This is a genomic window from Novosphingobium sp. BL-52-GroH (assembly GCF_044813085.1).
Lineage (GTDB): Bacteria > Pseudomonadota > Alphaproteobacteria > Sphingomonadales > Sphingomonadaceae > Novosphingobium.
Genome location: NZ_CP171152.1, coordinates 415,724 through 439,039 on the forward strand (window position 1 = coordinate 415,724; position 23,316 = coordinate 439,039).

Consider the following 23,316-nt stretch of genomic DNA (forward strand, 5'->3'; position numbering starts at 1 on the left):
GCCTAATGGACCGGGCGCGGCACCGCAACAGGGTTTGGACCGGGGCTGGTCGTTTGGAGGGTCTGATACCCTTCAGCCGCCGACTTTCGGCGGCAGGCTGAACAAGTCGACGAACCTTTGCGCGAGGGCTGTATCGCCCTCGATCCGCAGTCCCACTTCCCGTGCCGGCCACTTGCCATAGAACACCGCGAGGAACGGGAAGCCGGCATCGGCCGCAAACCGCAAGTCGGGAGCCACATCGTGAGCATCGCCCGGCCGGATCGCCAGATCGCCGCCCGCCAGCCTGCCTGTGAAGGACTTGCCGCCCACGTCCAGCGCGACGGTCAGGTCGAGGTCGCCGATCCTCTCCGCCACGATCATCGTGCGCATGGACAGCATGAGCGATACCGGCGTGATCGGCAGCGTCGGATCGTGGAGCGTCGAGCGCACCGCCCAGCGGCCTAGTTCCTGCAGGACGGGCTCCAGCGCCAGGCCCCATTCGGTGAGGCGATAGACCTGCACCGAGGCTGGTGGCGGCAGCGTCTCACGCGCGACGATGCCGGTCTCCTCGAGGCTTTCCAGCCTCTCGGTGAGGGTCTTGGCGCTGAGGCCCGGGAGTTCGGCGCGGATTTCGCCGAAGCGCCTGGGGCCCAGCATCATCTCGCGAATGATCGGGATCGCCCAGCGCTCGCCGATCAGTTCCATGGCGAAGGCGGCGCCGCAGGCATCGCCATACCAGCGGCCGTGCGCCCGGGCTTTTTCACCGTCGGACGCGGATTCGCCCCGTTTCGTTTCTTTTTGTAACTTCATCGTTGCATTTAGTTACCACCATCGTCAGGTTTGGGCAAGAAGCGAGTCGCCAGACGCGCCGCCCACGAAGGAGAGACCGCGATGACCCGCATGCTGTTCGTGAACCTGCCCGTCACCGACCTGGACCGCGCCACGGCGTTCTACGCCGCGCTCGGCTTCGTCAACGAACCCCGCTTTTCGGACGATACGGCCGCCTGCATGGTCTGGTCCGAGGCGATCTTCGTAATGGTACTCACCCACGACAAGTGGAAGACCTTCACCAGCCGCCCGATCCCCGACACCGCTTCGAGCGAGGTCATGCTGTGTCTCTCGTGCGAAAGCCGCGACGAAGTGAATGCTCTCGCCGACGCGGCCGGGAACCATGCGGGCACTGCCGACATCAATCCTTCGCAGGACTATGGCTTCATGATGAGCCGCAGCTTCGCCGACCCCGACGGTCACGTCTGGGAAGTTATGTGGATGGACCCGGCCGCCGCTTCGGGCGAAGCTGAGGTGCAGCAGACCGCATGAGCCTGGAATAACGACGATACCCTCGGGAGAGACGAGACGATGCCGATCGATCCGACCGCCGAACTGGAAATTACCGCCTTCGAATGGGTGCCCCGATTCGCCCAGGGGCAGGTCCGCGACTTGCGCCCGCGCTGGGCCTGCGAGGAATATGGCCTGCCCTACAAGGTGCGCCTCGTCAGCGCGATCGAACGGCCCGAATGGTACTTCCAGGACCAGCCCTGGGGCCAGGTGCCTTTCGTGCGCGACGGTGAGGTCGGCATCTTCGAAAGTGGCGCCACGCTGATCCATATCGCCGAGAAGGCCGGCGCCCTGCCCCCCGTCGGCAGCCAGGAACGCGCCAGCGTATTGAGCTGGCTGCTGGCCGCGTTCAATTCGATCGAGCCTTTCGTCATGGAATTCGTCAATTGCGCGGTGTTCTCCCGCACGGAGGACTGGGCGCCGCTGCGCCAGCCCTCGCTGCTCGAGACGCTTCACGGGCGGCTTTCCCGGCTGGAGACCGCGCTGGGCGATCGCGCGTGGCTGGCGGGTGCGTTCTCGATCGCGGACATCGCCATGGCCTCGATCCTGCGCGCCCTCCCCGACCCGGCGGTCCTTGCCGCCCATGCCGCCCTCGCCGCCTATGTCGAGCGGGCGACGACCCGCCCCGCATTCCAGCGCGCGCTGGCAGCCCAACTCGCGCCCTTTGCCGAACACGACCCAAGCAAGCAGAAGGAAGGAGCCTGAGCCATGACCTACATCGACGGATTTTTGCTCGCCGTTCCCAAGGCGAACAAGGACAAGTTCATCAAGCACGCCGAGATGGGTGATTCCGTCTTCATCGACCAGGGCGCCACTCGCATAGTCGAATGCTGGCAGGACGACGTGTCCCACGGCAAGCAGACCGACTTCTTCCGCGCCGTCGAAGCCACGGAAGACGAGGCGATCGTCTTCAGCTGGATCGAATGGCCCGACAAGACGACCCGGGACAAGGCAATGTCCGGGATCGAGGACCTCATGAAGACCGATCCTCGCATGGACCCCGAAAAGAACCCGATGCCCTTTGACGGCATGCGCATGATCTACGGCGGCTTCACCCCCGTCGTCAGCCTGGGAGGCTAGCCATGGGCAATCCGGTCGGCAGCTTCATCTGGTACGAACTGATGACGAGCGACCCCGACGCGGCGGCCGCGTTCTACGGCGACGTCGTGGGATGGCGGATCGGCGCCAACGCCTTTGCCGACGCCGGTTCGGGCGAACCCATGGACTATCGCATGATCGAGCGCCTCGACGGTGGCGGCTCCGCCTGCGGCTTTTCCGGCGGCGTCTTCAAGCTGACCGGGGAAATGGTGGCCCAGGGCGCAAAGCCGGCGTGGCTGGGCTATATCTACGTCGCCGACGTCGACGCCGAGGTCGACGCGATCGTGGCCGAAGGCGGGCAGGTCCACGTGCCCGCCACGAGCATGGAAGGCGTCGGCCGCTTCGCGCTCGTCACCGACCCGTTCGGCGCGGCCTTCTACCTCATGACCCCGCAGCCGCCCGCCAACGATCCCGATGCGACGAGCGACGTCTTCACCGTCGACAAACCGCAGACGGTGCGCTGGAACGAGCTCGTCACGCCGGACGACGACGCAGCGGTGGCGTTCTATACCCGGCACTTCGGCTGGACCCAGGAAGGCGCGATGCCGATGGGCCCGCTCGGCGATTATCGCTTCCTCCAGTCGGAGGGCGTCCCGATCGGCGCGCTGATGAAGAAGGCCGATTTCATGCCAGTGCCGGGCTGGACCTACTACATCGGCGTCGATGACATCGATCGCGCCCTGGCTGCGGTCAAGGACGGCGGGGGCAGGCCGCAGGGCGATCCCCAGCAGATCCCCACCGGCGAATATACCGTCCACGCCTTCGACCCGCAGGGCGCCTACTTCGGGCTGGTCGGCCCGCGACGATAACCCCTCTGGAAAACACGGGCGCCGATTGACGGCGCCCCGATGTTCCATCAACGTTCCGTCGATCGACACCGCAGCGGGAGCACTTCAGATGGCCGACTACACCTTCTTCACCAACCCGATGTCGCGCGGCCAGATCGCCCGCTGGGCCCTGCACGAAGCCGGCGCGCAGTACGAACAGGTGATCGTCGATTGGAAGGAGAAGCCGGCGGCGTTCCTCGCCGCCAACCCGATGGGCAAGGTGCCGACCATCATCCACCATGTCGCCAAGGCCAAGGGCGAAGGTGGCGACCGGGTAGTGACGGAAGCCGCCGCGATCTGCCTCTACCTCGCCGAGATGCATCCCGAGGCGGGCCTACTGCCCAACGACGGCGAGATGGCGGACTACTATCGCTGGACCTTCTTCGCCTCCGGCCCGATCGAGCAGGCGATCACTTCGCGCGCGCTCAAGTTCGAACCGCTGCCCGACCAGGAGATGATGGCCGGCTGGGGCAGCTTCGAGCGCACCATCCACACCATCGACGAGAAACTGACCGCGACCGACTGGGTCTGCGGCGATCGTTTCACCATGGCCGACGTCTACGTCGGCAGCGCGATCGACTGGGGCCTGACGTTCGGCATCATGCCGCCCCTGCCCTCGCTGGTCGGCTATGCCGAGCGCTGCCAGGCCCGCCCCGCCTACAAGGCGGCCAAGGCCATCGACGGCAAGCTGATAGAGGAGATGAAGAAATGACGGGAGAAGCCAAGAACCGCGTCTGCATCTGGTACGACGGCACGGCGGAAGAGGCGGCGAACTTCTATGCCTCGGTATTCCCCGATACCTCCGTGCAGTCGATCCAGCGGGCACCGGCGGACTATCCGGACGGCAAGCAGGGCAACGTCCTCGTCGTCGAGTTCACGGTGATGGGAATCGAGTGCATCGGCCTCAACGGCGGCGACCAGTTCCCGCAGTCCGAAGCGTTCTCGTTCCAGGTGGCCACCGACACCCAGGAGGAGACCGACCGCTACTGGAACGCCATCGTCGGGAATGGCGGGCAGGAAAGCATGTGCGGCTGGTGCAAGGACAAGTGGGGCCTTTCCTGGCAGATCACCCCGCGCGCCCTCACCGACGCCATGTCCAGCCCCGACCGTGCCGCCGCCCGGCGCGCGATGGAAGCGATGATGACCATGCGCAAGATCGACGTCGCGAAGATCGAAGCGGCGTTCGCGGGCGAAGCGGCCTGAGCCGGCCATGGCGGTCGACCTGAACCACACGATCGTCTGGTGTCGCGACCGGCATGTCTCGGCCGATTTCTTCGCCGCGATCTACGGCCTGCCCGAACCGTTCGACCTGTTCCGCTTCCGCGTCGTCAAGCTCGCCAACGGCGTCTCGCTCGACTTCGCGGACAAGGAGGGCCCGGTGGCGGCGCAGCACTACGCCATGCTGGTCGACGAGGCCGCCTTCGACGGCATCCTCGCCCGCATCGAGGCGCGAGGCCTGACCTACTGGGCCGACCCGGCACGAACCCGCGCGGGCGAGATCAACCACAACGACGGTGGCCGGGGGCTGTACTTCGAGGACCCCGACGGGCACGTCCTCGAGGCGCTGACCGTGCCCTACGGCGGCTTCCCCGGAAAGAACGACGCATGACCCTGGCGCTCTACGGCCACCCCTTCTCCTCCTACACCTGGAAAGCGCAGATCGCGCTTCTCGCCACCGGGCTGGAGTTCGACTTCCACATCATCGACGTCGACCACCCGGAAAACGCCGCGGTGATCCAGACTGCGGGCCCCCAAGGCAAGTTTCCGGTATTGCGCGACGATGATACCCTGCTGTTCGAGACCACCTCGATCATCGAATATATCGCGCTGCACTATGCCGAGGCCGACATGCTGATCCCGTCCGACCCGGATGGCGCGATCGGCACACGGATGCTCGACCGGGTGTTCGACAACTATGTCATGGGCCCGATGCAGGACATCGTGAACGAGTACTTGCGCGACGCCGCAAACCCGGACCTGGCGCGCGTCGCCGAGGCCCGCACACGGCTCGAGCGGTCCTATGCCTGGCTCGAAGGCTGGCTGCAGTTCTACCCGGCCGAAGGACAGGTCACGCTCATCGAATGCGCGGCGGCACCGGCGCTGTTCTATGCCGACTGGGTCCACCCGATCCCCGAAATCCTGCCCCGCCTGCGCGCCTGGCGCGCCCACCTGCTGGCCCTGCCGCCCGTCGCCGCCTGCGTCGAGGCGGCGCGCCCCTATCGCGCCGGCTTCCCGCTCGGCGCGCCTGATCGAGACTGAAGGCCTGATCGAGACTGAAGGCCTGATCGAGACTGAAGGAGAGCGAAGATGTCCAACGAATTGTCGATCACCCGCTTCATCGCCGCACCTCCCGCGAAAGTATGGGAAGTCCTCGCCGAGCGGCAGAACGAATGGTGGTGCCCTACCCCCTGGCGCGCCGAAGTCGACGTTCAGGACCGACGCCCAGGTGGTGTGTGCAAGATGACGATGTTCGGCCCCGACGGCGAGGAGATGCCGCAGAACGGCATCTACCTGGCCTTCGAGGAAGGCCGCCGCTTCGTCACCACCGACGCGGTGGTAGACGATTTCCAGCCCAACGGCCCGTTCATGATCGGCATCTGGGAAATTGCCCCCGAAGCTGACGGCACCCGCTACACCGCCACCGCCCGCCACTGGACCGAGGAAACCTGCAAGCAGCACGCCGATATGGGGTTCGCGGAAGGCTGGGGCGCCTGCGCTGACCAGCTTGCGGCGATCTGCGAAAAGGAAGCGGGGTAGCTCCCCGAAGGTCGATCGTTCGCCGACAACCGCCGTCCCGGGCGCGCCCCGGGATCGCAGCGCACTCTTGAGGCGCCGGATCTCGGACCGCCACCCTTCGACTGCCGCCCGGCTGAGGTTCGGGCGCGGCCTAATCCAGGCTCGCTATTCGAACGCAGCCGCCTTTTTCAGCACCTGGTATGCCTCCACCACGCCCTGCAGCTTCACCGCATGGCTGTGGTCGCCGCCGTTGTGATCGGGATGATACTGCCGCAGCAGCCGCGTATAGCGCATCCGCAAGGTCTTGCGGTCGACATCGGGCTCCAGTCCCAACGCCCCCAGCGCGCGGCGCTCGTCCGCCGTAAAACGGGCGACCTCCGGCTTCATCTCCGCCCGGCGACGGTTGACATGCGCCCGGGCCCGCGCCTGGATCGCTTCCAGCGGATCGGCGAAGTCTGCCCAGTGCGGCGCCCCGTCGACGCCTGCGTCCGGTCGGAAAGCGCGGGTCTGCGTCTCCCAGCCGTGTAACGGCGACTGCGCGCGCAGGATTTCCTCGGTGCCCATGCCCTCGAAGTAGTCGTAGCCCGAATTGAACGCGCGAACGTGGTCGAGGCAGAACCAGCGGTAGTCGCCGGGGCCGTCGAACCCCGACGGACGCCCGCCCGGCGCCCGGAACTCGCCCGCTTCCCTGCACCCCGGCCAGGTGCATTCGCGCCCGCCGGATTCGACCCTGCCATGAAATCTATGCTGTCTCACCGGCTTTAAGATGGGGCAAGGATCGCCTAAAGTGAAGACATGACCGGACCCCTCGCGCTCGAAATGCAGCAATTGCTGACCGCCGCCTTCGCCCCGACCGCGCTCGACGTGGTCAACGATTCCGCCACGCACCGGGGCCACACCGGCGACGACGGCAGCGGCGAATCGCATTTCACGATCCTGATCGAGAGCCCGCAATTCGCCGGCGTCTCGCGCCTGCAACGCCAGCGCATGGTGAACGCGGCGCTCGGCGACATCCCCGGGAATCGCGTCCATGCGGTGGCGATCAGGGCGCGCGCACCGGGGGAATGAACGGAAGGTCTCACGCGGATCAAGAACAGGCGAAGGTTTGGTTCACGCCTTCGCGTGAAACCCGAATCCGAAGTCCCGCCTTCGCCATTGCCCTTTGCGACCACCGCGCCTAAATGCGCGCACCATGCCGAAACCCCTGACTTTCGCCGTGCCCAAGGGCCGTATCCTCGACGAAGCGCTGCCGCTGATGGCGCGTGCCGGCGTTTCGCCCGAGGCGGAGTTCCACGACAAGAAGTCGCGCGCGCTCTCGTTCGCCTGCGAAAACAGCGACATGCGCCTGATCCGCGTGCGCGCTTTCGATGTCGCGACGTTCGTTGCGCACGGCGCCGCACAAGTCGGCATCGTCGGCTCCGACGTGGTCGAGGAGTTCGCCTACTCCGACCTTTACGCGCCGGTGGACCTCGATATAGGCCACTGCCGCCTCTCGGTGGCCGAGCCCGTAGGCGAGACCGGCGGAGCGTTGCCCTCTCACTTGCGCATCGCCAGCAAGTACCCGAACCTCACCCGCCGCCACTTCGAGAAGCTGGGGGTGCAGGCCGAAGTCGTGAAGCTGAACGGCGCAATGGAACTGGCGCCCTCGCTCGGCCTGTCGAGCCGGATCGTCGACCTCGTTTCCACCGGCCGCACGCTCAAGGAAAACGGCCTGGTCGAGACCAGCCGCATCCTCGACATTTCCGCGCGCCTGATCGTCAACCGGGCCGCGCTCAAGACCGACGAGCGTGTCGCCGCGCTGGTCGACGCCTTCCGCGCGCTCGTGACCGAAGCACAGGCGGCCTGATGCAGCGGCTCTCCAGCAGCGAGCCCGGTTTCGCCGAGGCCTTCGCCCGCGTCGTCTCCGACCGTCGCGAGAGCGCGGTCGACGTCGCCGCCGACGTCGCCGCGATCATCCAGGCGGTGCGCGAACGCGGCGACGCGGCGCTGGCCGACTATACCGCGAAGTTCGACGGCCACGACCTCGACACGACCGGCTGGCAGGTCGATGCCGAAACCTGCAAGGCCGCCTTCGACGCGCTCGACCCGTCCTTGCGCGAAGCGCTCGAACTCGCCGCCACCCGCATCCGCGCCTACCACGAAGCGCAGTTGCCCGAGGACCGCGACTACACCGACGCGACCGGGGTGCGCCTCGGCGCCACCTGGAACGCGGTCGACGCCGCCGGGCTCTACGTGCCAGGCGGACGCGCCGCCTATCCGTCTTCGCTGCTGATGAACGCGATCCCCGCCAAAGTAGCAGGCGTCGAACGCCTCGTCGTCGTCACCCCGACGCCGAAGGGTGACGTCAACCCGCTGGTCCTCGCCGCTGCCCACCTTGCCGGCGTCGACGAGGTGTGGCGCGTGGGCGGGGCACACGCCGTCGCCGCTCTGGCCTACGGTACGCCCCGCATCGCGCCGGTCGACGTCGTGACCGGCCCCGGCAACGCCTGGGTGGCCGAAGCGAAGCGCCAGCTCTACGGCGTCGTCGGCATAGACATGGTCGCCGGCCCGAGCGAAATCCTCGTCATCGCCGACGCGAAGAACGAGCCGCGCCGCATCGCCGCCGACCTGCTCAGCCAGGCCGAGCACGACCCGACCTCGCAATCGATCCTCATCACCGACGACGCGGCCTTCGCCGATGCCGTGGCACGGGTGGTCGACCTCGAACTGTCCACCCTGGCGACGCAAGCCACTGCCCGCGCGAGTTGGTCGGACAACGGCGTCGTCATCGACGTCGCCAGCTTCGAGGAGGCCCCCGCGCTCGCCAACGCACTGGCCGCCGAGCACGTCGAGATCGCCACCGACGATCCCGAGGCGCTGATGCGCCGCATCCGCCACGCCGGCTCTGTATTCCTCGGCCGCATGACCCCCGAAGCGGTGGGCGACTATGTCGCCGGCCCCAACCACGTCCTGCCCACAGGGCGGCGCGCGCGGTTCTCTTCGGGGCTTTCGGTCCTCGATTTCATGAAGCGCACCAGCTTCATCCAGCTCGACCAGGCGGCACTGGAGGCCATCGGCCCCGCCGCCGTCGCCCTTGCCGATGCGGAAGGGCTTCCCGCGCATGCGCGCTCCATATCCGTAAGGCTCGGCCAATAATGTCAAACGCGAAGCAGGCCCGTGCGGCCGCCCGTCTTTCCGCCGTTCAGGCGCTCTACCAGTTCGACATGGAAGGCACGCTGCTGCCGATCCTGCTCGACGAGTTCCATCGCCACCGCCTCGGCATGGAGATCGACGACGCGCAGTTCGCCAAGGCGGACGTCGCGTTCTTCGACGACGTGGTGAAGGGCGTCGTCGCCCGCCGCGACGAGATCGACGAACTGCTTTCGTCCAAGCTTTCGGAAGGGTGGTCGCTGGCTCGCCTCGACAAGACGATGCTCCAGATCCTGCGCGCAGGTTCTTACGAACTGATGGCCCGCGCCGACGTACCTACCGGCGCCGCGATCAGCGAGTACCTCGACGTCTGCCACGCCTTCTTCGACCCGCGCGAAGCCAAGTTCGCCAACGGCGTGCTGGATGCGGTGGCGAAGTCGGTTCGCTGACCGGGCGAACCTTACGCGCGCACCTGCGCCAAAGGCCTCGCCGCCTTGAAACACGCTCAGGGCGAGGGTGAAGGAAAGGGCTTCGTCGATGTCCGGTGAATTCGCTTTCATACAAGCCCTTCGCGCGATCGCGACCGACCCCGCCGCGCGCGCACTGGCCGACGATGCCGCCGTGCTCGCGATCGGTGGCGAGACGCTGGTGCTGACGCTCGATACCGTGGTGGAGGGCGTCCACTTCCTGCCCGACGATCCCCCCGGCGACGTCGCGTGGAAGCTGGTCGCGGTGAACGTCTCCGACCTATCCGCCAAGGGCGCGACGCCGGTCGGTTGCCTCTATTCGCACGCCTTGGACGAAGATGGCTGGGACGCCGCGTTCCTCGCCGGACTGGACGAAGCCTGCCGCCATTTCGCCATTCCCCTCCTCGGCGGTGATACCGTGCGGATGCCCCAGGGAGCGCCGCGCAGTTTTTCGCTGACCGCGCTCGGCACCGGCACGAAGGATTGTCCCGTACCGTCGCGCACCGCCGCTAAGGTCGGCGACCGGGTGTGGGTGAGCGGCACCATCGGCGATGCCGGGCTCGGCCTGGCCGCCGCGCGCGGTGATCTCGAGGGCGCACGCGGAGACGTCGAGGCTCTGCTCGCCCGCTATCGCCGGCCGATACCGCAACCGCGCCTCGGCGTCGCCCTGGCGCCACTGGTCCATGCGATGATGGACGTCTCGGACGGGCTGCTCGTCGATGCGGCGCGGATTTGCGCGGCGAGCGGCGTGGCCATTGCCCTTGCGGTCGATGCAGTGCCCTTGTCCGATGCCCTGCTCTCGACTGCGGGCGGAGCGCTGAAGGCTCGGCTGGCGGCAATGACGGCGGGTGACGATTACGAACTCCTGTTCTCCGCCTCGTCCGAAAACACGGCCCTCATCCGCGAAACCGCAAGGGTCCTGGGCTTGCGAGTGACGGCCATCGGCACCGTAAGCACGGGAAGCGGGCTATCCCTGACCGACGCGGGCCGCCCCCTGCCGCTCCCAGAGAAGCTGGGCTACCAACATTGACGTCGTCCCGGATCAAGTCCGGGACGACGACTGGTACATATGCCCACTTGTCGGGCCATCACCCGATGCCGGAAAACTCCCGATACCGGACCGCGACGGCACAGATGGGCGCTTGCCAGTTTCCCGGCTTGTCTATAGCCCTTGCCCCTTCGAACGGGAAAAACTCGTCGAAATAATAATAACCCATTGGGAAGGGGGCGTTCAGTGAACTTGATCACGATCGCAATTGTCTTGGGACTACTCGCCATCGTCTATGGCTTCGTCACCAGTCGTCAGGTCCTGAGTTCTCCGGCAGGCACCGAAAAGATGCAGGAGATCGCCGCCGCCATCCAGGAAGGCGCGCAGGCCTACCTCAAGCGGCAGTATTCCACCATCGCCGTCGTCGGCGTCGTCGTCGCGGTGATCCTGGCGGTGACGCTCGGCACGATCTCGGCGACCGGCTTCGTCATCGGCGCGATCCTGTCGGGGCTGGCGGGCTTCATCGGCATGAACATCTCGGTCCGCGCGAACGTACGCACCGCCGCCGCCGCGCAGAAGGGGCTGCAGGACGGCCTGACGCTGGCCTTCCGCGCAGGCGCCATCACCGGCATGCTGGTGGCGGGCCTCGCGCTGCTCGCGATCTCGGTGTTCTTCTGGTATCTGACCGCCGTGGCCGGCCACACCGTCGGCGGCGAGGACCGCACCGTGGTCGAGGCTCTCACCGCGCTCGCCTTCGGCGCTTCGCTGATCTCGATCTTCGCGCGCCTGGGCGGCGGCATCTTCACCAAAGCAGCGGACGTCGGCGCCGACCTGGTCGGCAAAGTCGAGGCCGGCATTCCCGAGGACGACCCCCGCAACCCCGCCGTCATCGCCGACAACGTGGGCGACAACGTCGGCGACTGCGCCGGCATGGCCGCCGACCTGTTCGAAACCTACGTCGTCACCGTCGGTGCGACGATGGTACTCACCGCGCTGCTGGTGAAGGGGCTTGCCGAACCCCTGCTGCTCAGGCTGCTGACGCTCCCGCTGCTGATCGGCGGCGTGTGTATCGTCACTTCGATCATCGGCACCTATTTCGTCCGGCTCGGCAAGACTCAGAACATCATGGGCGCCATGTACAAGGGCTTCCTGGTGACTGCCCTGCTCTCGATCCCGGCGATCTGGTGGGCGATCAGCTACACCCTGGGCAGCGGCATGGACGTGGCGATCGGCGGCTCCGGCGGCGTCACCGGGATGGCCTTGTTCTGGTCCGCCATGCTGGGCCTGGCGATCACCGGGCTCATCATCTGGATCACCGAGTACTACACCAGCACCAGCTACCGCCCGGTCCGCTCGATCGCCAAGGCGTCAGAGACCGGCCACGGCACCAACGTCATCCAGGGCCTCGCCATCAGCCTCGAGGCGACGGCGCTGCCCACGATCGTCATCGTTGCGGGGATCATCATCGCCTACCAGCTCGCCGGGCTGCTGGGCATCGCCTATGCCGCAACCGCCATGCTGGCGCTCGCGGGGATGGTCGTCGCGCTCGACGCCTACGGGCCGGTCACCGACAACGCCGGCGGCATTGCCGAGATGGCCGGCCTCGACGATGCCGTGCGCCTCAAGACCGACGCGCTCGACGCGGTGGGCAACACCACCAAGGCCGTCACGAAGGGCTACGCGATCGGCTCGGCAGGGCTTGCCGCGCTGGTGCTGTTCGCCGCCTATACCACCGACTTGCGCGAGTTCTTCCCCGAACTCGACGTGAACTTCAGCCTCGAAAACCCATACGTCATCGTCGGGCTGCTGCTCGGCGCGCTGCTGCCCTACCTGTTCGGGGCAATGGGCATGACGGCGGTAGGCCGCGCGGCAGGCGACGTGGTGATCGACGTGCGAGAGCAGTTCCGAGAGAAGCCGGGTATCATGACGTACGAGGAAAAGCCCGACTACGCCCGAACCGTCGACCTCGTCACCAAGGCGGCGATCAAGGAGATGATCGTCCCCTCGCTGTTGCCGGTGCTGGCGCCGATCGCGGTCTACTTCGTGATCGGCTGGGTCGGCGGCCGCGCCAACGGTTTCGCGGCGCTGGGCGCACTGCTGCTCGGCGTGATCGTCAGCGGCCTGTTCGTGGCGCTGTCGATGACCTCGGGCGGCGGGGCCTGGGACAACGCCAAGAAGTACATCGAGGACGGCAATCACGGCGGCAAGGGCTCCGACGCCCACAAGGCGGCGGTGACCGGCGACACCGTGGGCGATCCCTACAAGGACACCGCGGGCCCGGCGGTCAACCCGATGATAAAGATCACCAACATCGTCGCGCTGCTGCTGCTGGCAGCGCTGGCGGCGGGGTAAAAGGGATGTCGTCCCCGGCAAGCCGGGGACGACATGGTCCTCATTAGCATTTCCTTGAGGGATGCCCGCTATCGCATTGGCCGATCGGCACTCTGCCAGAGCAATCGGGAACCTGGCCCAAGTGGCATTCGAGGCACACAACAGGATGGCGCCGCCGGCACCCGCTGCTGCTGCTGCCACGCGCGTGGCCGTCTCCGGCCAGGCATCGCGCCTGACGTTCGTCCCTTGGCGCGACCTCGAAGCCGAGATCGACGCCTGGGATCGCCTCGCGCGAAATGCCAGCGAGCCAAATCCCTTCTTCGAGAGTTGGTATCTCCTGCCATCGCTGCGCAATTTGCCCGAGACCGATGCGGTCCGGGTGCTGCGTTACGAACAGGACGGCGAACTCGCCGGCCTGCTGCCGATGGTCCGCGCCGGGCGCTACTACCGCTGGCCGGTGCCGCACTTGTCGAGCTGGCTCCACGCCAACTGCTTCTGCGGCGTTCCGCTGGTGGCGAACGGCGCCGAAATGCGGTTCTGGCACGCAGTGCTGCACTGGGCCGACGGGCAGCCGGGCGCCGCGCTGTTCATGCACTTGCGAGGCATGGTGCTCGGCGGTCCTTTGCACCTCGCACTGGGTGCCGCGGCTGCCCGCGACGGCCGCCAGGTCGAGGTCGTCCATGCCGAGGCCCGCGCGATGCTGGCCTCGGAGCTTTCTCCCGATGCCTACCTAGAAGCGTCGCTTTCGGGCAAGAAACGCAAGGAACTGCGCCGCCAGTCGAGCCGCCTCGCCGAGGAAGGCACCATCGCCTTCGAACGCCGTACCGACGACGGGGGCATCGCCGCGTGGTGCGAGGCATTCCTGGCGCTCGAACAGGCGGGCTGGAAAGGCAAGGCCGGCTCCGCGCTCGCCTGCGCCGACGGCACCGCGCGGATGTTCTGCGAGGGCCTCGAGGGCGCCGCCCGTCGCGGACGGCTGGAGCGCCTCACCCTCACGCTGGACGGCCGCCCGCTGGCCATGCTGGCGACGTTCCTGACGCCCCCCGGCGCCTATTCCTACAAGACCGCCTTCGCCGAGGATTTCGCGCGCTTCTCCCCCGGCGTCCTCCTCCAGCGCGAGAACCTGGCGGTGCTGGAGCGCGCGGACGTGGCGTGGAGCGACAGCTGCGCCAGCGCCGACCACCCCATGATCGATCACCTCTGGCGCGAGCGGCGCGGCATCGGCCGGCTCTCGATCGCCATCGGCGGGCGATTGCGCCGCGCCGCCTTCCGACGCTTCGTGCGCGCCGAGATCGCGCGCAATCCTGCTGGACCTCCGCCATGAATGCACAGGCTCACCTCCTGCCCGGTCAGGTCTTCCCCGGTCCGGCACGCGACACGTTCGCCGCCAGCTATCCGGAAGTGCCTCACAAGCTGGCCCATGCCCTCGGCGCCCATCCGCTGATGGAACTGGAATCGCTCGCCGCGCTGGCCGAGGCGCTGCCCGCCGCCTCGATCGAATACAATGCCGCCGACCAGCCCATAGGCGTCGACGGCAAGCCTGCGCCCACCGGCATCCCCATCGGCAGGACCATCCGCGAGATCGAGACCACCCGCTCCTGGGCGGTGCTCAAGAACGTCGAGCAGGACCCCGCCTATGCCGCGTTGCTGGCCGGGCTGCTGGCCGAGATCCGCCCGGCGATCGAGGCGCGGACGGGGCGCATGCTCAAGACGCAAGGGTTCGTCTTCGTGACCTCCGCCGGCGGGGTGACGCCCTATCACTTCGATCCCGAGCACAATATCCTGATGCAGGTGCGCGGCTCGAAAGTGATGACGCAATTTCCCGCGGGCGACGCGACTTACGCACCCGACTCGGTCCACGAGACCTACCACACCGGCGGCGGGCGCGAGTTGCGCTGGCGGGAGGACCTGCTGGCGGGCGGCCGCGCATTCCCGCTGGAGCCGGGCGAGGCGATATACGTGCCGGTCATGGCCCCACATTTCGTGCGCAACGGCCCGGAACCCTCGGTCTCTCTGTCGATCACCTGGCGTTCGGAATGGAGCTTCGCCGAAGCGGACGCGCGGGCCTTCAACGGTCTGCTGCGCAAGCTTGGCCTGAACCCGTCGCCGCCCGGACGCTGGCCCGCAAACAACCGGGCCAAGGCGCTGGGCTGGCGCGTGGCGAGGAAGCTGGGCGTTGGTTGACCGTCATCCCGGAGGGCGGCGGCTCCCAGTCCCGGATGGGATCTTCATCCCTTCACCAGCGTCACTTGCGCGACGTCGATGCCGCCGCCCAGGAACCCCCCTTCGCAGTACATCAGGTAATAGCGCCAAAGCCGCACGAAGCGCTCGTCGAAGCCTTGCGGCAGGCGGCCTTCCTCGACCGCATCGTCGAAGCTGGCGCGCCATTCGCACAGGGTGCGTGCATAGTCCTGGCCGAAGCCGCGGCGATCCTCCCAAGTCAGGCCGCGCTCGGCGGCGAGGGCCTGGAATTCACTCTCGTTGACCAGCATGCCGCCGGGGAACACGAAAGTCTGGATGAAGTCGGCGCTGCGGGCGTATTGCTCGAATATCTCCTCGCGGATCGAGATGAACTGGATCGCCGCCCGCCCGCCGGGCTTGAGGTTGCGCGCCAGGCAGTCGAAGAAATCGGGCCAGTAGTCGCGTCCCACCGCCTCGACCATCTCCACCGAGACGATTCCGTCATATTGCCCGGCGACATCGCGATAGTCCTGCTTGCGGAAATCGACGTTCGCGCAATCGACCGCCCAGCGCCGCCGAGCATAGTCCAGTTGCTCGTCCGACAGGCTGATGGCGTCGACCTGGATGCCGTCGTGGCTGGCTAGGAACGCGGCCAGCGTGCCCCAGCCGCAACCGATTTCCAGCACCTTGTCGCCGGCGCCGACCTCCAGCCGCTCGACCATCGCGCCGACCTTGGCCGATTGCGCGCAGTCCAGTTCGGTCACGAACTGGCTGAAGGCATTGGGCCCGCGTTCCCGGTCCGAATAGAGCGCGCTCGAATAGAGCATCGTCTCGCCCAGCCACTGCTCGTAGAAATCGTTGCCCAGGTCGTAGTGCGCGTGGATGTTCCGCAGCGAGCCTGAACGTGTGTTGCGATGGAGCGCGTGGACCAGCCGCGTCAGTAGCCGCCAGGGCCCGTGGGCGCGGGCGACGCCGCCCAGCGCTACCGCATTGTCCATGAACAGCGCGAAGAGCGGCACCGGATCGGGGCTGTCCCACTCGCCGGCCTCCCAGGCCTGATACCAGCCGACCGAGCCCGCCGTCGCCAGCCGCAGCAGCGCGCGCCAGCTCTTGAGTTGGACCACCGCGTCGAACCCCGCTTCGCGCCCGCCCAGCAGCCGCGTCTCGCCGCCGGGCAGCGTCGCCGTGATCGAGCCGCGCACAAGGCCCGCGTCGATGCGGTCGAGGATACGGTGCACCCCGCCCGACCACAGGCGCGCCAGCCATTGCGGCCCGACGCCAATGGCGCGTCCACCTTCCACGAGGTCCCCGCCCCGGCCCGGAACATTTGCGTTCATGGGGCTGATATGGACTCGAACGCGGGCACGGGCAATTGTCTACTGAGCGACCGCGGCTGTATCTGCTCGCACCCCCGAGCGCCGCCCATTTCACAGGCCGAGCCTGTTTCCCGAAAGGCCTTTTCTGCCCGCGTCACTCTGAAGTCGTTGGAGGGTTCATCTCGCCGCAGGTCCAGAGTCCGCGGCGGCAAACCGCCAGCAGGTTTCTGCCGCATGGGCCATCGGCCGGCGGAGGATTGGGCCCTTAAACAAGTTTGGGGGCGGCGGGGAAGACAAACGATCACCCCCTCGCCCCGATCAGGCTTGCGACGACGCCGCTTTCGCCACCTGCCAGGCCGCCAGCGCACGTTCGCGGGCCTCGCGGTGGTCGATGCGCCTGTCGGGATAGTCCTTGGGCCGGGCGCGGGGCGACGGGTCGTGGATCTCGGCATCGGAAAGCTTGGCCAGTTCGGGCACCCATTCGCGGATATAGGCGGCGGCGTCGAACTTTTCCGACTGTGTGAGCGGTGCCATGATCCGCACGAACATGTTGGCATCGACCCCCGAACCGGCGGTCCACTGCCAGTTGACGGCATTGTTGCCATAGTCGGCGTCGACCAGCGTGTCCCAGAACCATTGCTCGCCTTCGCGCCAGTCGATCAGGAGATGCTTCACAAGAAAGCTCGCCGCGATCATCCGGACGCGGTTGTGCATCCAGCCGGTGTGCCACAACTGGCGCATCCCGGCGTCGACGATGGGATAGCCGGTGCGGCCCTGCTGCCACGCTGCGAGGTCGGCCTTGCTGGTGCGCCAGGGGAAGTCGCCAAAGGGATCGCGGGCGTACCTGCTGCCGTAGTCGGGGAACTGCAGGATGACGTTCTGCGCGTAGTCGCGCCAGCCCAGCTCCCCCAGGAACGTCGCCACCGAACCACCCGCGTCCGCCACCCCATGCCAGACCTGCGCGGGCGAAATCTCGCCGAAATGGAGATGGGCCGACAGCATCGAGGTGCCCTCCACTCCCGGCAGGTTGCGCTGCGATTCGTAGGCGGAGGCTTCCTCGACGAAGGCCTGGAGGCGCTTCCTGGCCCCCTTTTCGCCGGGCTCCCACATGTCGCGCAGGCCACCGGCCCAGTCGGGCTTCGAGGGGACCAGGCCCCAGTCGTCCAGTTTGTCGGACCTGGGCCATGTCGAGGGTGCGGCGATCTCGCGGGGGCGCGGCTCGGGCGGATGGGGGGGCATCCTTTCGCGCAGGGCCCGCCAGAACGGCGTGTAGATCTTGTAGAGCCCGCCGGCGCCCGTGGTTACGGAGCCCGGCGGGGCGAGGTAATTGCCATGGTGCAGGCACAGCTTCAGGTGCTTGCCCACCGCCTTCTCGGCATTGCGCCACCACGGCTCGTAGTGGTGGAGCGCGTGGACTTCCGTGGCGCCGGTCTCCTCTGCGATGCTGGCCAGTACCTCGTCGCTGCGCCCGCGCCGCAGGATCAGGCGCGACCCCTTTTCACGTAGCGCTTCGTCGAGCCGGGCGAGCGAATGATGCAGCCACCAGCGCGAGGCGCCGCCCATGGCCCGATGCCTGGGCGTCTCGTCGTCGCAGACGTAGACCGGGATGACGGGGCCTTTTCGTGCGGCCTCGAGGATGGCAGGCTGGTCGGACAGGCGCAGGTCGCGCCGCAGCCAGACGATGATCGGGGAATTCATGAGCACGCAACGCCTTTTCGAATGCGGCGTTCCCTAGCGCAATGGTGCTCTCTTCCGAAACCCTCGTGCTGCCTTCGCGCGGCTATCGCATCGATCCGCGCAAGGCGTTGCTGGTGGCGCTGGCCTGCTGGTCGGGTGTGGCGCTGGCCACCTGGGCCGTGCGCAGCGGCCATGCCGAGGTGCTTGACCGGGCAGGCCTGCTGTTCTGGCGCGACGACACGCTCCAGCCGGATGGTTCGACCAAACTGCTGGAGGGGGTGCGGGACGTCACCGCGCTGGGCGGGGTGCTTCTGCGCAACCTCTTCGCGATCGCCGCCGTGGTCGCGCTGCTGTTCCTGCGCCTGCGCCGCGAGGCGGTGCTGTTCGCCCTCACGGTCGCCTCGGGTTGGATGGCGAACAGCGCGCTGAAGGGCCTCGTCGGCCGTGCACGGCCGCAGATCGTGCCGCACCTCACGGAAGCGGGCGGCAACAGCTTCCCGAGCGGGCACAGCTTCAACGCCGCTGTTGTCTACATCGCCATGGCCCTCGCCTTCGCGGCCTTGAGCCGCAGGGAGACCGTGCGCTGCACGGTGATCGGCGCTGCCATCGCGATCAGTCTTGCCATCGCCGGAAGCCGGGTGTGGCTCGGCGTCCATTGGCCCAGCGACGTGCTGGCCGGATGGCTGGGTGGTTGCGGCTGGGCCTTCCTGGCAAGCGCTCTCCTCTACCGTCCGGCCAGAGCCACGGTCGACGCCGCCGAGGCCATCAGCGGGGAGGACAGCCGGCCACAGTAACCGAAGTGTCGAAATTGCGGCTGAGCGCCGGCCCCGAAAAGCGTGCGTCCCCGAACGTCACCCGCGACGTGCAGCCGTGCCGCTCGATCCGCGCCACCGGCATCTGCGACCAGGCGAGGAACTTCACCACCTCGGGCGTCGCGACGGCGGCATGACGCACCAGCTGATCGGTCATCTCGTCAGGCGTCGGCACCCCGGACCCAAGTAGCGCGCCGGGGTCGTGCAGCGGATCGTAACGGCCATGGAAGACCTGCCCTCGCTCTCGCCAGATCATGTCGCGGCGCCAGAACAGCAGCGGTTCGGGAGAGGCGAAGATCCGATCCGGATGTCCGCCCGTCGCGTTCCGGGCCATAGCGGAAATTCCGATATTGAGCGCGATGAAGAGCACCACCCCGCCGAGCGCCGCGATGGCAGGCGCGGGAGCGCTCCGCCTGCGCGAGAGCCACAGCCCGGCACCCAACATCGCCAGCAACCACGGCGAGACGATGAACAGCCCGTCGGTATGGAACCACTCAGAGCTCATCGGCGAGAGTAGCTGGATCGCATAGACGTTCTGCAGGTCGAGCAAAGGATGCGTCAACGCACCCAGGTAGCATAGCGCCAACAGCCAGCCGAAATGCATGCGCGGCCCGCTGGCGGACACCGCCCCGCGCGAGGACTGCCAGCGGTCGAGCAGCCACAACAGCCCCGCCAGCAGCGGTGGCATCAGCAGGACGCCGCCCAACAGCCCATGCGTGAACCCGCGGTGCATCGCCAACGGCGCCCAGGCGGCCCAACCGAAGAACACGTCGATGTCGGGCATGTTGGCCGCCAGAACGCAGGCGGCAAGTCCCTTGCGGGTACGACGCTTCAGGCCCGCCTCGGCAAGCGCCCAGCCGACCAGGCTGTGGGTGAGATTATCCATGGATTGGGGGGAGTTGCATGCCCGGCTTATCGGGTCGGCAATGCCATTGCGCAAGGCTCGGCGAGATTTGTAAGCCCGCGCTGGATCAGGGATGGCACTGCTCGATCGGCTTCGAGCGCCATCCCGATCCACCCATTGCTGCGCAACAGAAGGCGGCGACGGCAGCTTTGCATCCTACAGGCGGGTATCCCGCTCGCGTCGCGGAGGTGGAGCAAAAAGCGAGGGCCCGCCTTCGACGGAGCGTCGGTTTGAGGATAGGACGGTTGGAGCGTCCTTGTGCCTGCTGCCGCTCAATCCTAACCGTCGATGCAAGCTCAGGCCACTGTCCAGGTCTGGCCCCTGGACAACAGCTTGCCCAGGTCCGCACTCTTGCCGGCGACGAGGCTGGCGCGCTCGGCAACGACGGCGCTTTCGAAAGTCGGCGCGGGATCGTCGTAGATCACGCCGAGCGCCATCGGGAAGGGCCCGAAGGGCATCTCGACCAGCATGTGCGCCAGACCCCGGTTGCGGGGGTTGTGGACTGCCACGCCCGCCGCCTGCCAGTCGCCGTCGATCACGTCGACCACTTTCAGCGAAAGCGTATCGTGATCGAGCGACAGGCCTTTCGTCCCCTTGGCAAACAGCAGCGGCTCGCCGTCCCGGCACGCCACCTGGTTGTCGGCCGCGACCGCTTTCTGGGTGAAGTCGTCGAAGCGGTCCTTGTTATAGACGATGCAGTTCTGGAAAATCTCGACGAAGGCGGCGCCCTTGTGGCGATAGGCGGCGACCAGCACTTCGGGCAAATCCTTCGACACGTCGTAGCTCCGCGCCACGAACCGCGCGCCCGACCCCAGCGCGAAGGCGCAAGGCAGTGCCGGGCGGTCGACGGAGCCGATCGGCGAAGTCGGCGAAGGCGTGCCGACGCGGCTTGTCGGCGAATACTGGCCCTTGGTGAGGCCGTATATCTCGTTGTTGAACAGCAGTATCTGGCAGTCGAGATTGCGGCGCAGGACGTGCATCGTGTGGTTGCCGCCGATCGACAAGCCATCACCGTCGCCGGTCACCAGCCAGACGTCGAGGGCCGGATTGGCGAGCTTGATCCCGGTGGCGAAGGCAGGGGCGCGTCCGTGGATGGTGTGGAAGCCGTAGCTCTCGACATAGTAGGGAAAGCGGCTGGAGCAGCCGATGCCCGAAACGAACACGGTGTTCTTCGGATCGGCTCCGACCATCGGCAGGGTGCGCTGCACCGCCTTGAGGATCGCATAGTCACCGCAGCCGGGGCACCAGCGCACTTCCTGGTCGGTTTCCCAGTCCTTGAGCGTGGTCTGGATCGGGCTCATGTCGTTCATGATCTTGGCTCCAGGCGCTCAGGGGCGTTCGATTTCGGGGGCGGGAAGCTGGGTATCGTTGACCGCGACCTCGCCGCCCTCGTTGCCCGGAACGCCATCGAAGAACCGGGCGATGGCCGCCTCGATCTCGGCGATGGCGAAAGGCTGGCCGCTGGTCTTGCTCAGCGGCACGGCGTCGATCAGGAAGCGGTCGCGCAGCACGGTCTTGAACTGGCCCGTGTTCATCTCGGGGACCAGCACATGCGCGAAGCCCGCAAGCAGATCGCCCATGTTCGCCGGCAGCGGCCAGAGGTGGCGAACGTGGACGTGGCTGACGTCCAGCCCCTTGCGGCGCGCGCGGCGTACCGCCTGGTGGATCGGCCCGTAAGTCGACCCCCAGCCGACCACCGCCAGCCTGCCGCCCACCTCGCCCAGCGCCACGTCCTGCGGCGGCACGGCATGGGCAACTCCCTCGATCTTGGCCTGCCGCGCATCCGTCTGCACCTGATGCACGTCCGGGGCATAGTCGATGTTGCCGGTGTCGATCGCCTTCTCGATGCCGCCGATCCGGTGCATGAGGCCTGGCGTCCCCGCCTTGATCCAGGGGCGCACCCCGTCAGCGTCGCGCTTGTAGGGAAGGACCTTGCCTCCGGGGTTGTTGCTCTCCTCCAGGAAGCTGACCGGGAACGGCGTGAAAGTGGCGGGGTCGGGCACTTTCCACGGCTCGGAGGCATTGCCGATATAGCCGTCGGTCAAAAGGATCACCGGGGTCATGAAGCGGGTGGCGATGCGGCAGGCCTCGATCGCGCATTCGAACGCATCGGCGGGCGAGCGCGCCGCGATCACCGGCAGCGGTGCATCGCCGTTGCGGCCGTAGACCGCCTGGTAGAGGTCGGACTGCTCTGTCTTGGTCGGCAGGCCGGTGGAAGGACCCCCGCGCTGCGAGTTGACGATGACGAGCGGCAGTTCGGTCATGATCGCGAGCCCCATCGCCTCGCCCTTGAGCGCGATCCCGGGGCCCGAGGAGGACGTGACGCCGAGCTGTCCGGCATAGGATGCACCGATCGCGGCGCAGATCGCGGCGATCTCGTCCTCGGCCTGGAAGGTCGTTACGCCGAACTCCTTCATCCGGACCAGATTGTGCAGGATCGCCGAGGCCGGGGTGATCGGATACCCGCCGAAGAACATCGGCAGGCCGGCAAGCTGCGCCCCGGCGACAAGGCCCAGGCTCACCGCTTCGGCGCCGGTGATCGTGCGGTAGAGGCCGGGTTCGGACGGCACCGGATCGAGGTGCAGCTTCCTGAGCGGGCCCGCCAGTTCCGCCGTCTCGCCATAGGCATGGCCGGCATTGAGCGCGGCGATGTTGGCCTGCGCCAGCACCGGATTTTTCGCGAACTTGGCACTCAGCCAGTCGACCAGGGGCTGGCGGTCGCGATCGAACATCCACAGGGCCAGGCCCAGCGTCCACATGTTCTTGCAGCGCAGCGCTTCCTTCATGCCGAGGCCGAAGGGCTTCACCGCCTCCATCGTCAGCGCCGAGATGTCGAAGGCCAGCACGTCCCAACGGGCCAGGCTGCCATCCTCTAGCGGACTTGCCTCGTACTTCGCCTTGTCGAGGTTGCGCCTAGTGAACTCGCCGCTGTCGGCGATCACCAGGCCGCCGGGCTTTAACCCCTGAACGTTGGTCTTGAGCGCCGCCGGGTTCATCGCCACCAGCACGTCGGGCGCGTCGCCGGCGGTGGTGATCTCGCTCGACCCGAAGTTGATCTGGAACGCCGAGACGCCGAACAGCGTGCCTTGCGGCGCGCGGATCTCGGCGGGGAAGTCGGGGAACGTGGCGAGATCGTTGCCGGCCAGCGCGGTCGACAACGTGAACTGCCCGCCGGTGAGTTGCATGCCGTCGCCTGAATCGCCGGCGAAGCGGACGACGACCGCCTCGGGTCCGACCTGAGAAGCGCCTTGGTCGATGACGGATTCGGATTTGGCAGCAGCGGTCGCCATGGTTCCATCCTCTTCGCCCGGTCTGTGCCGGATTTCGTTCACAGCCCGAAGGTGCGGACCCGGCCTCCCGGTGACAAATTAGTTTTCCATTGGGCGAACAAACATCTCATTTCCGCCGCCATCGAGCATGGACTTCAATACCTGCTAGTCAAGGGCGCAGGCTTGGGCCATTCTGCCGGCATGGCTTTCTTTCCGGTGCTTTTTCCGCCGAATCGCGTAGAGCACCCCTCCCTTTCAGTCTGG

The 23,316-nt window shown here is 67.2% G+C and carries 25 protein-coding genes; 18 read left to right on the top strand and 7 right to left on the bottom strand.

The features are described from left to right. Positions 1-72: 72 nt before the first annotated feature. Complete coding sequence (locus ACFFDA_RS14575) at positions 73-789, bottom strand: winged helix-turn-helix transcriptional regulator (RefSeq protein ID WP_404481220.1); 717 nt, start codon at positions 787-789, stop codon at positions 73-75. Between the two features lie 81 nt (positions 790-870). Between ACFFDA_RS14575 and ACFFDA_RS14580 the strand changes: the two genes are divergently transcribed. The 9 genes from ACFFDA_RS14580 (at position 871) to ACFFDA_RS14620 (ending at position 5,999) form a co-directional block, all read left to right on the top strand. After that, a complete protein-coding gene (locus ACFFDA_RS14580) occupies positions 871-1,299 on the top strand; it encodes a VOC family protein (protein WP_404481222.1) in 429 nt (142 codons plus the stop codon). A gap of 39 nt (positions 1,300-1,338) precedes the next feature. After that, positions 1,339-2,022 carry a glutathione S-transferase family protein gene (locus ACFFDA_RS14585; protein WP_404481224.1) on the top strand — a complete coding sequence of 228 codons (684 nt, stop codon included), beginning with the start codon at positions 1,339-1,341 and terminating at the stop codon, positions 2,020-2,022. Between the two features lie 3 nt (positions 2,023-2,025). Beyond that, positions 2,026-2,397 (top strand): DUF1428 domain-containing protein, encoded by a 372-nt coding sequence (locus tag ACFFDA_RS14590; RefSeq protein WP_404481225.1) that lies wholly within the window; start codon positions 2,026-2,028, stop codon positions 2,395-2,397. 2 nt (positions 2,398-2,399) lie between these two features. Continuing rightward, positions 2,400-3,224, top strand: coding sequence for a VOC family protein (locus ACFFDA_RS14595; protein ID WP_404481227.1), 825 nt, complete (start codon positions 2,400-2,402; stop codon positions 3,222-3,224). 88 nt (positions 3,225-3,312) lie between these two features. Next, positions 3,313-3,954 carry a glutathione S-transferase family protein gene (locus ACFFDA_RS14600; RefSeq protein WP_404481229.1) on the top strand — a complete coding sequence of 214 codons (642 nt, stop codon included), beginning with the start codon at positions 3,313-3,315 and terminating at the stop codon, positions 3,952-3,954. Next, a complete protein-coding gene (locus tag ACFFDA_RS14605; protein WP_404481231.1) occupies positions 3,951-4,445 on the top strand; it encodes a VOC family protein in 495 nt (164 codons plus the stop codon). The genes ACFFDA_RS14600 and ACFFDA_RS14605 overlap by 4 nt, the downstream gene beginning before the upstream one ends. A 7-nt stretch (positions 4,446-4,452) precedes the next feature. Continuing rightward, a complete protein-coding gene (locus ACFFDA_RS14610) occupies positions 4,453-4,851 on the top strand; it encodes a VOC family protein (protein WP_404481232.1) in 399 nt (132 codons plus the stop codon). Further along, positions 4,848-5,501: a glutathione S-transferase family protein gene (locus ACFFDA_RS14615; RefSeq protein ID WP_404481234.1), complete on the top strand. Its 654-nt coding sequence runs from the start codon at positions 4,848-4,850 to the stop codon at positions 5,499-5,501. Before ACFFDA_RS14610 ends, ACFFDA_RS14615 begins: the two co-directional genes overlap by 4 nt. Before the next feature lie 48 nt (positions 5,502-5,549). Further along, positions 5,550-5,999 carry an SRPBCC family protein gene (locus tag ACFFDA_RS14620; RefSeq protein WP_404481236.1) on the top strand — a complete coding sequence of 150 codons (450 nt, stop codon included), beginning with the start codon at positions 5,550-5,552 and terminating at the stop codon, positions 5,997-5,999. A 144-nt stretch (positions 6,000-6,143) separates the two neighbouring features. On the opposite strand, the gene ACFFDA_RS14625 is transcribed toward ACFFDA_RS14620, so the two are convergent. Next, positions 6,144-6,734 (bottom strand): J domain-containing protein, encoded by a 591-nt coding sequence (locus ACFFDA_RS14625; protein WP_404481237.1) that lies wholly within the window; start codon positions 6,732-6,734, stop codon positions 6,144-6,146. Positions 6,735-6,773: 39 nt separating this feature from the next. Here ACFFDA_RS14625 and ACFFDA_RS14630 point away from each other — a divergent pair, with 39 nt between their 5' ends. The 8 genes from ACFFDA_RS14630 to ACFFDA_RS14665 all read left to right on the top strand — a co-directional run bounded on the left by ACFFDA_RS14630 (position 6,774) and on the right by ACFFDA_RS14665 (position 15,077). Further along, on the top strand, positions 6,774-7,046 hold the full coding sequence (locus ACFFDA_RS14630) for a BolA family protein (RefSeq protein ID WP_404481238.1): 273 nt from the start codon (positions 6,774-6,776) through the stop codon (positions 7,044-7,046). Between the two features lie 124 nt (positions 7,047-7,170). After that, entirely contained in the window at positions 7,171-7,824 is a 654-nt protein-coding gene (gene hisG, locus ACFFDA_RS14635) for an ATP phosphoribosyltransferase (RefSeq protein ID WP_404481240.1), read from the top strand. Next, a complete protein-coding gene (gene hisD / locus ACFFDA_RS14640) occupies positions 7,824-9,113 on the top strand; it encodes a histidinol dehydrogenase (RefSeq protein ID WP_404481241.1) in 1,290 nt (429 codons plus the stop codon). Before hisG ends, hisD begins: the two co-directional genes overlap by 1 nt. Further along, positions 9,113-9,556 carry a transcription antitermination factor NusB gene (nusB, locus tag ACFFDA_RS14645; protein ID WP_404481243.1) on the top strand — a complete coding sequence of 148 codons (444 nt, stop codon included), beginning with the start codon at positions 9,113-9,115 and terminating at the stop codon, positions 9,554-9,556. Before hisD ends, nusB begins: the two co-directional genes overlap by 1 nt. An 88-nt stretch (positions 9,557-9,644) precedes the next feature. Beyond that, the gene (thiL, locus tag ACFFDA_RS14650; RefSeq protein WP_404481245.1) at positions 9,645-10,604 is read left to right on the top strand and encodes a thiamine-phosphate kinase; all 960 of its coding nucleotides are present in this window, start codon (positions 9,645-9,647) and stop codon (positions 10,602-10,604) included. A 204-nt stretch (positions 10,605-10,808) separates the two neighbouring features. Then, positions 10,809-12,914 (top strand): sodium-translocating pyrophosphatase, encoded by a 2,106-nt coding sequence (locus tag ACFFDA_RS14655; RefSeq protein ID WP_404481246.1) that lies wholly within the window; start codon positions 10,809-10,811, stop codon positions 12,912-12,914. Between the two features lie 145 nt (positions 12,915-13,059). Further along, positions 13,060-14,217, top strand: coding sequence for a GNAT family N-acetyltransferase (locus ACFFDA_RS14660; RefSeq protein ID WP_404481248.1), 1,158 nt, complete (start codon positions 13,060-13,062; stop codon positions 14,215-14,217). Continuing rightward, the gene (locus ACFFDA_RS14665) at positions 14,214-15,077 is read left to right on the top strand and encodes a transcriptional regulator (RefSeq protein ID WP_404481250.1); all 864 of its coding nucleotides are present in this window, start codon (positions 14,214-14,216) and stop codon (positions 15,075-15,077) included. The genes ACFFDA_RS14660 and ACFFDA_RS14665 overlap by 4 nt, the downstream gene beginning before the upstream one ends. Positions 15,078-15,121: 44 nt before the next feature. On the opposite strand, the gene ACFFDA_RS14670 is transcribed toward ACFFDA_RS14665, so the two are convergent. Both ACFFDA_RS14670 and ACFFDA_RS14675 read right to left on the bottom strand, forming a co-directional pair. After that, positions 15,122-16,411 carry a class I SAM-dependent methyltransferase gene (locus ACFFDA_RS14670; protein WP_404481252.1) on the bottom strand — a complete coding sequence of 430 codons (1,290 nt, stop codon included), beginning with the start codon at positions 16,409-16,411 and terminating at the stop codon, positions 15,122-15,124. A gap of 297 nt (positions 16,412-16,708) precedes the next feature. Continuing rightward, positions 16,709-18,088: a cryptochrome/photolyase family protein gene (locus ACFFDA_RS14675; protein ID WP_404482760.1), complete on the bottom strand. Its 1,380-nt coding sequence runs from the start codon at positions 18,086-18,088 to the stop codon at positions 16,709-16,711. A gap of 41 nt (positions 18,089-18,129) precedes the next feature. Here ACFFDA_RS14675 and ACFFDA_RS14680 point away from each other — a divergent pair, with 41 nt between their 5' ends. After that, the gene (locus ACFFDA_RS14680) at positions 18,130-18,861 is read left to right on the top strand and encodes a phosphatase PAP2 family protein (RefSeq protein ID WP_404481254.1); all 732 of its coding nucleotides are present in this window, start codon (positions 18,130-18,132) and stop codon (positions 18,859-18,861) included. Here ACFFDA_RS14680 and ACFFDA_RS14685 read toward each other — a convergent pair. From ACFFDA_RS14685 to ACFFDA_RS14695, 3 genes are all read right to left on the bottom strand, one after another. Continuing rightward, complete coding sequence (locus ACFFDA_RS14685) at positions 18,833-19,765, bottom strand: metal-dependent hydrolase (RefSeq protein WP_404481256.1); 933 nt, start codon at positions 19,763-19,765, stop codon at positions 18,833-18,835. The genes ACFFDA_RS14680 and ACFFDA_RS14685 overlap by 29 nt on opposite strands. A gap of 314 nt (positions 19,766-20,079) precedes the next feature. Next, complete coding sequence (locus ACFFDA_RS14690) at positions 20,080-21,093, bottom strand: 2-oxoacid:ferredoxin oxidoreductase subunit beta (RefSeq protein WP_404481258.1); 1,014 nt, start codon at positions 21,091-21,093, stop codon at positions 20,080-20,082. An 18-nt stretch (positions 21,094-21,111) separates the two neighbouring features. Next, positions 21,112-23,073, bottom strand: a complete 1,962-nt coding sequence (locus tag ACFFDA_RS14695) for a 2-oxoacid:acceptor oxidoreductase subunit alpha (RefSeq protein WP_404481260.1) — start codon at positions 23,071-23,073, stop codon at positions 21,112-21,114. Between the last annotated feature and the right edge of the window lie 243 nt (positions 23,074-23,316).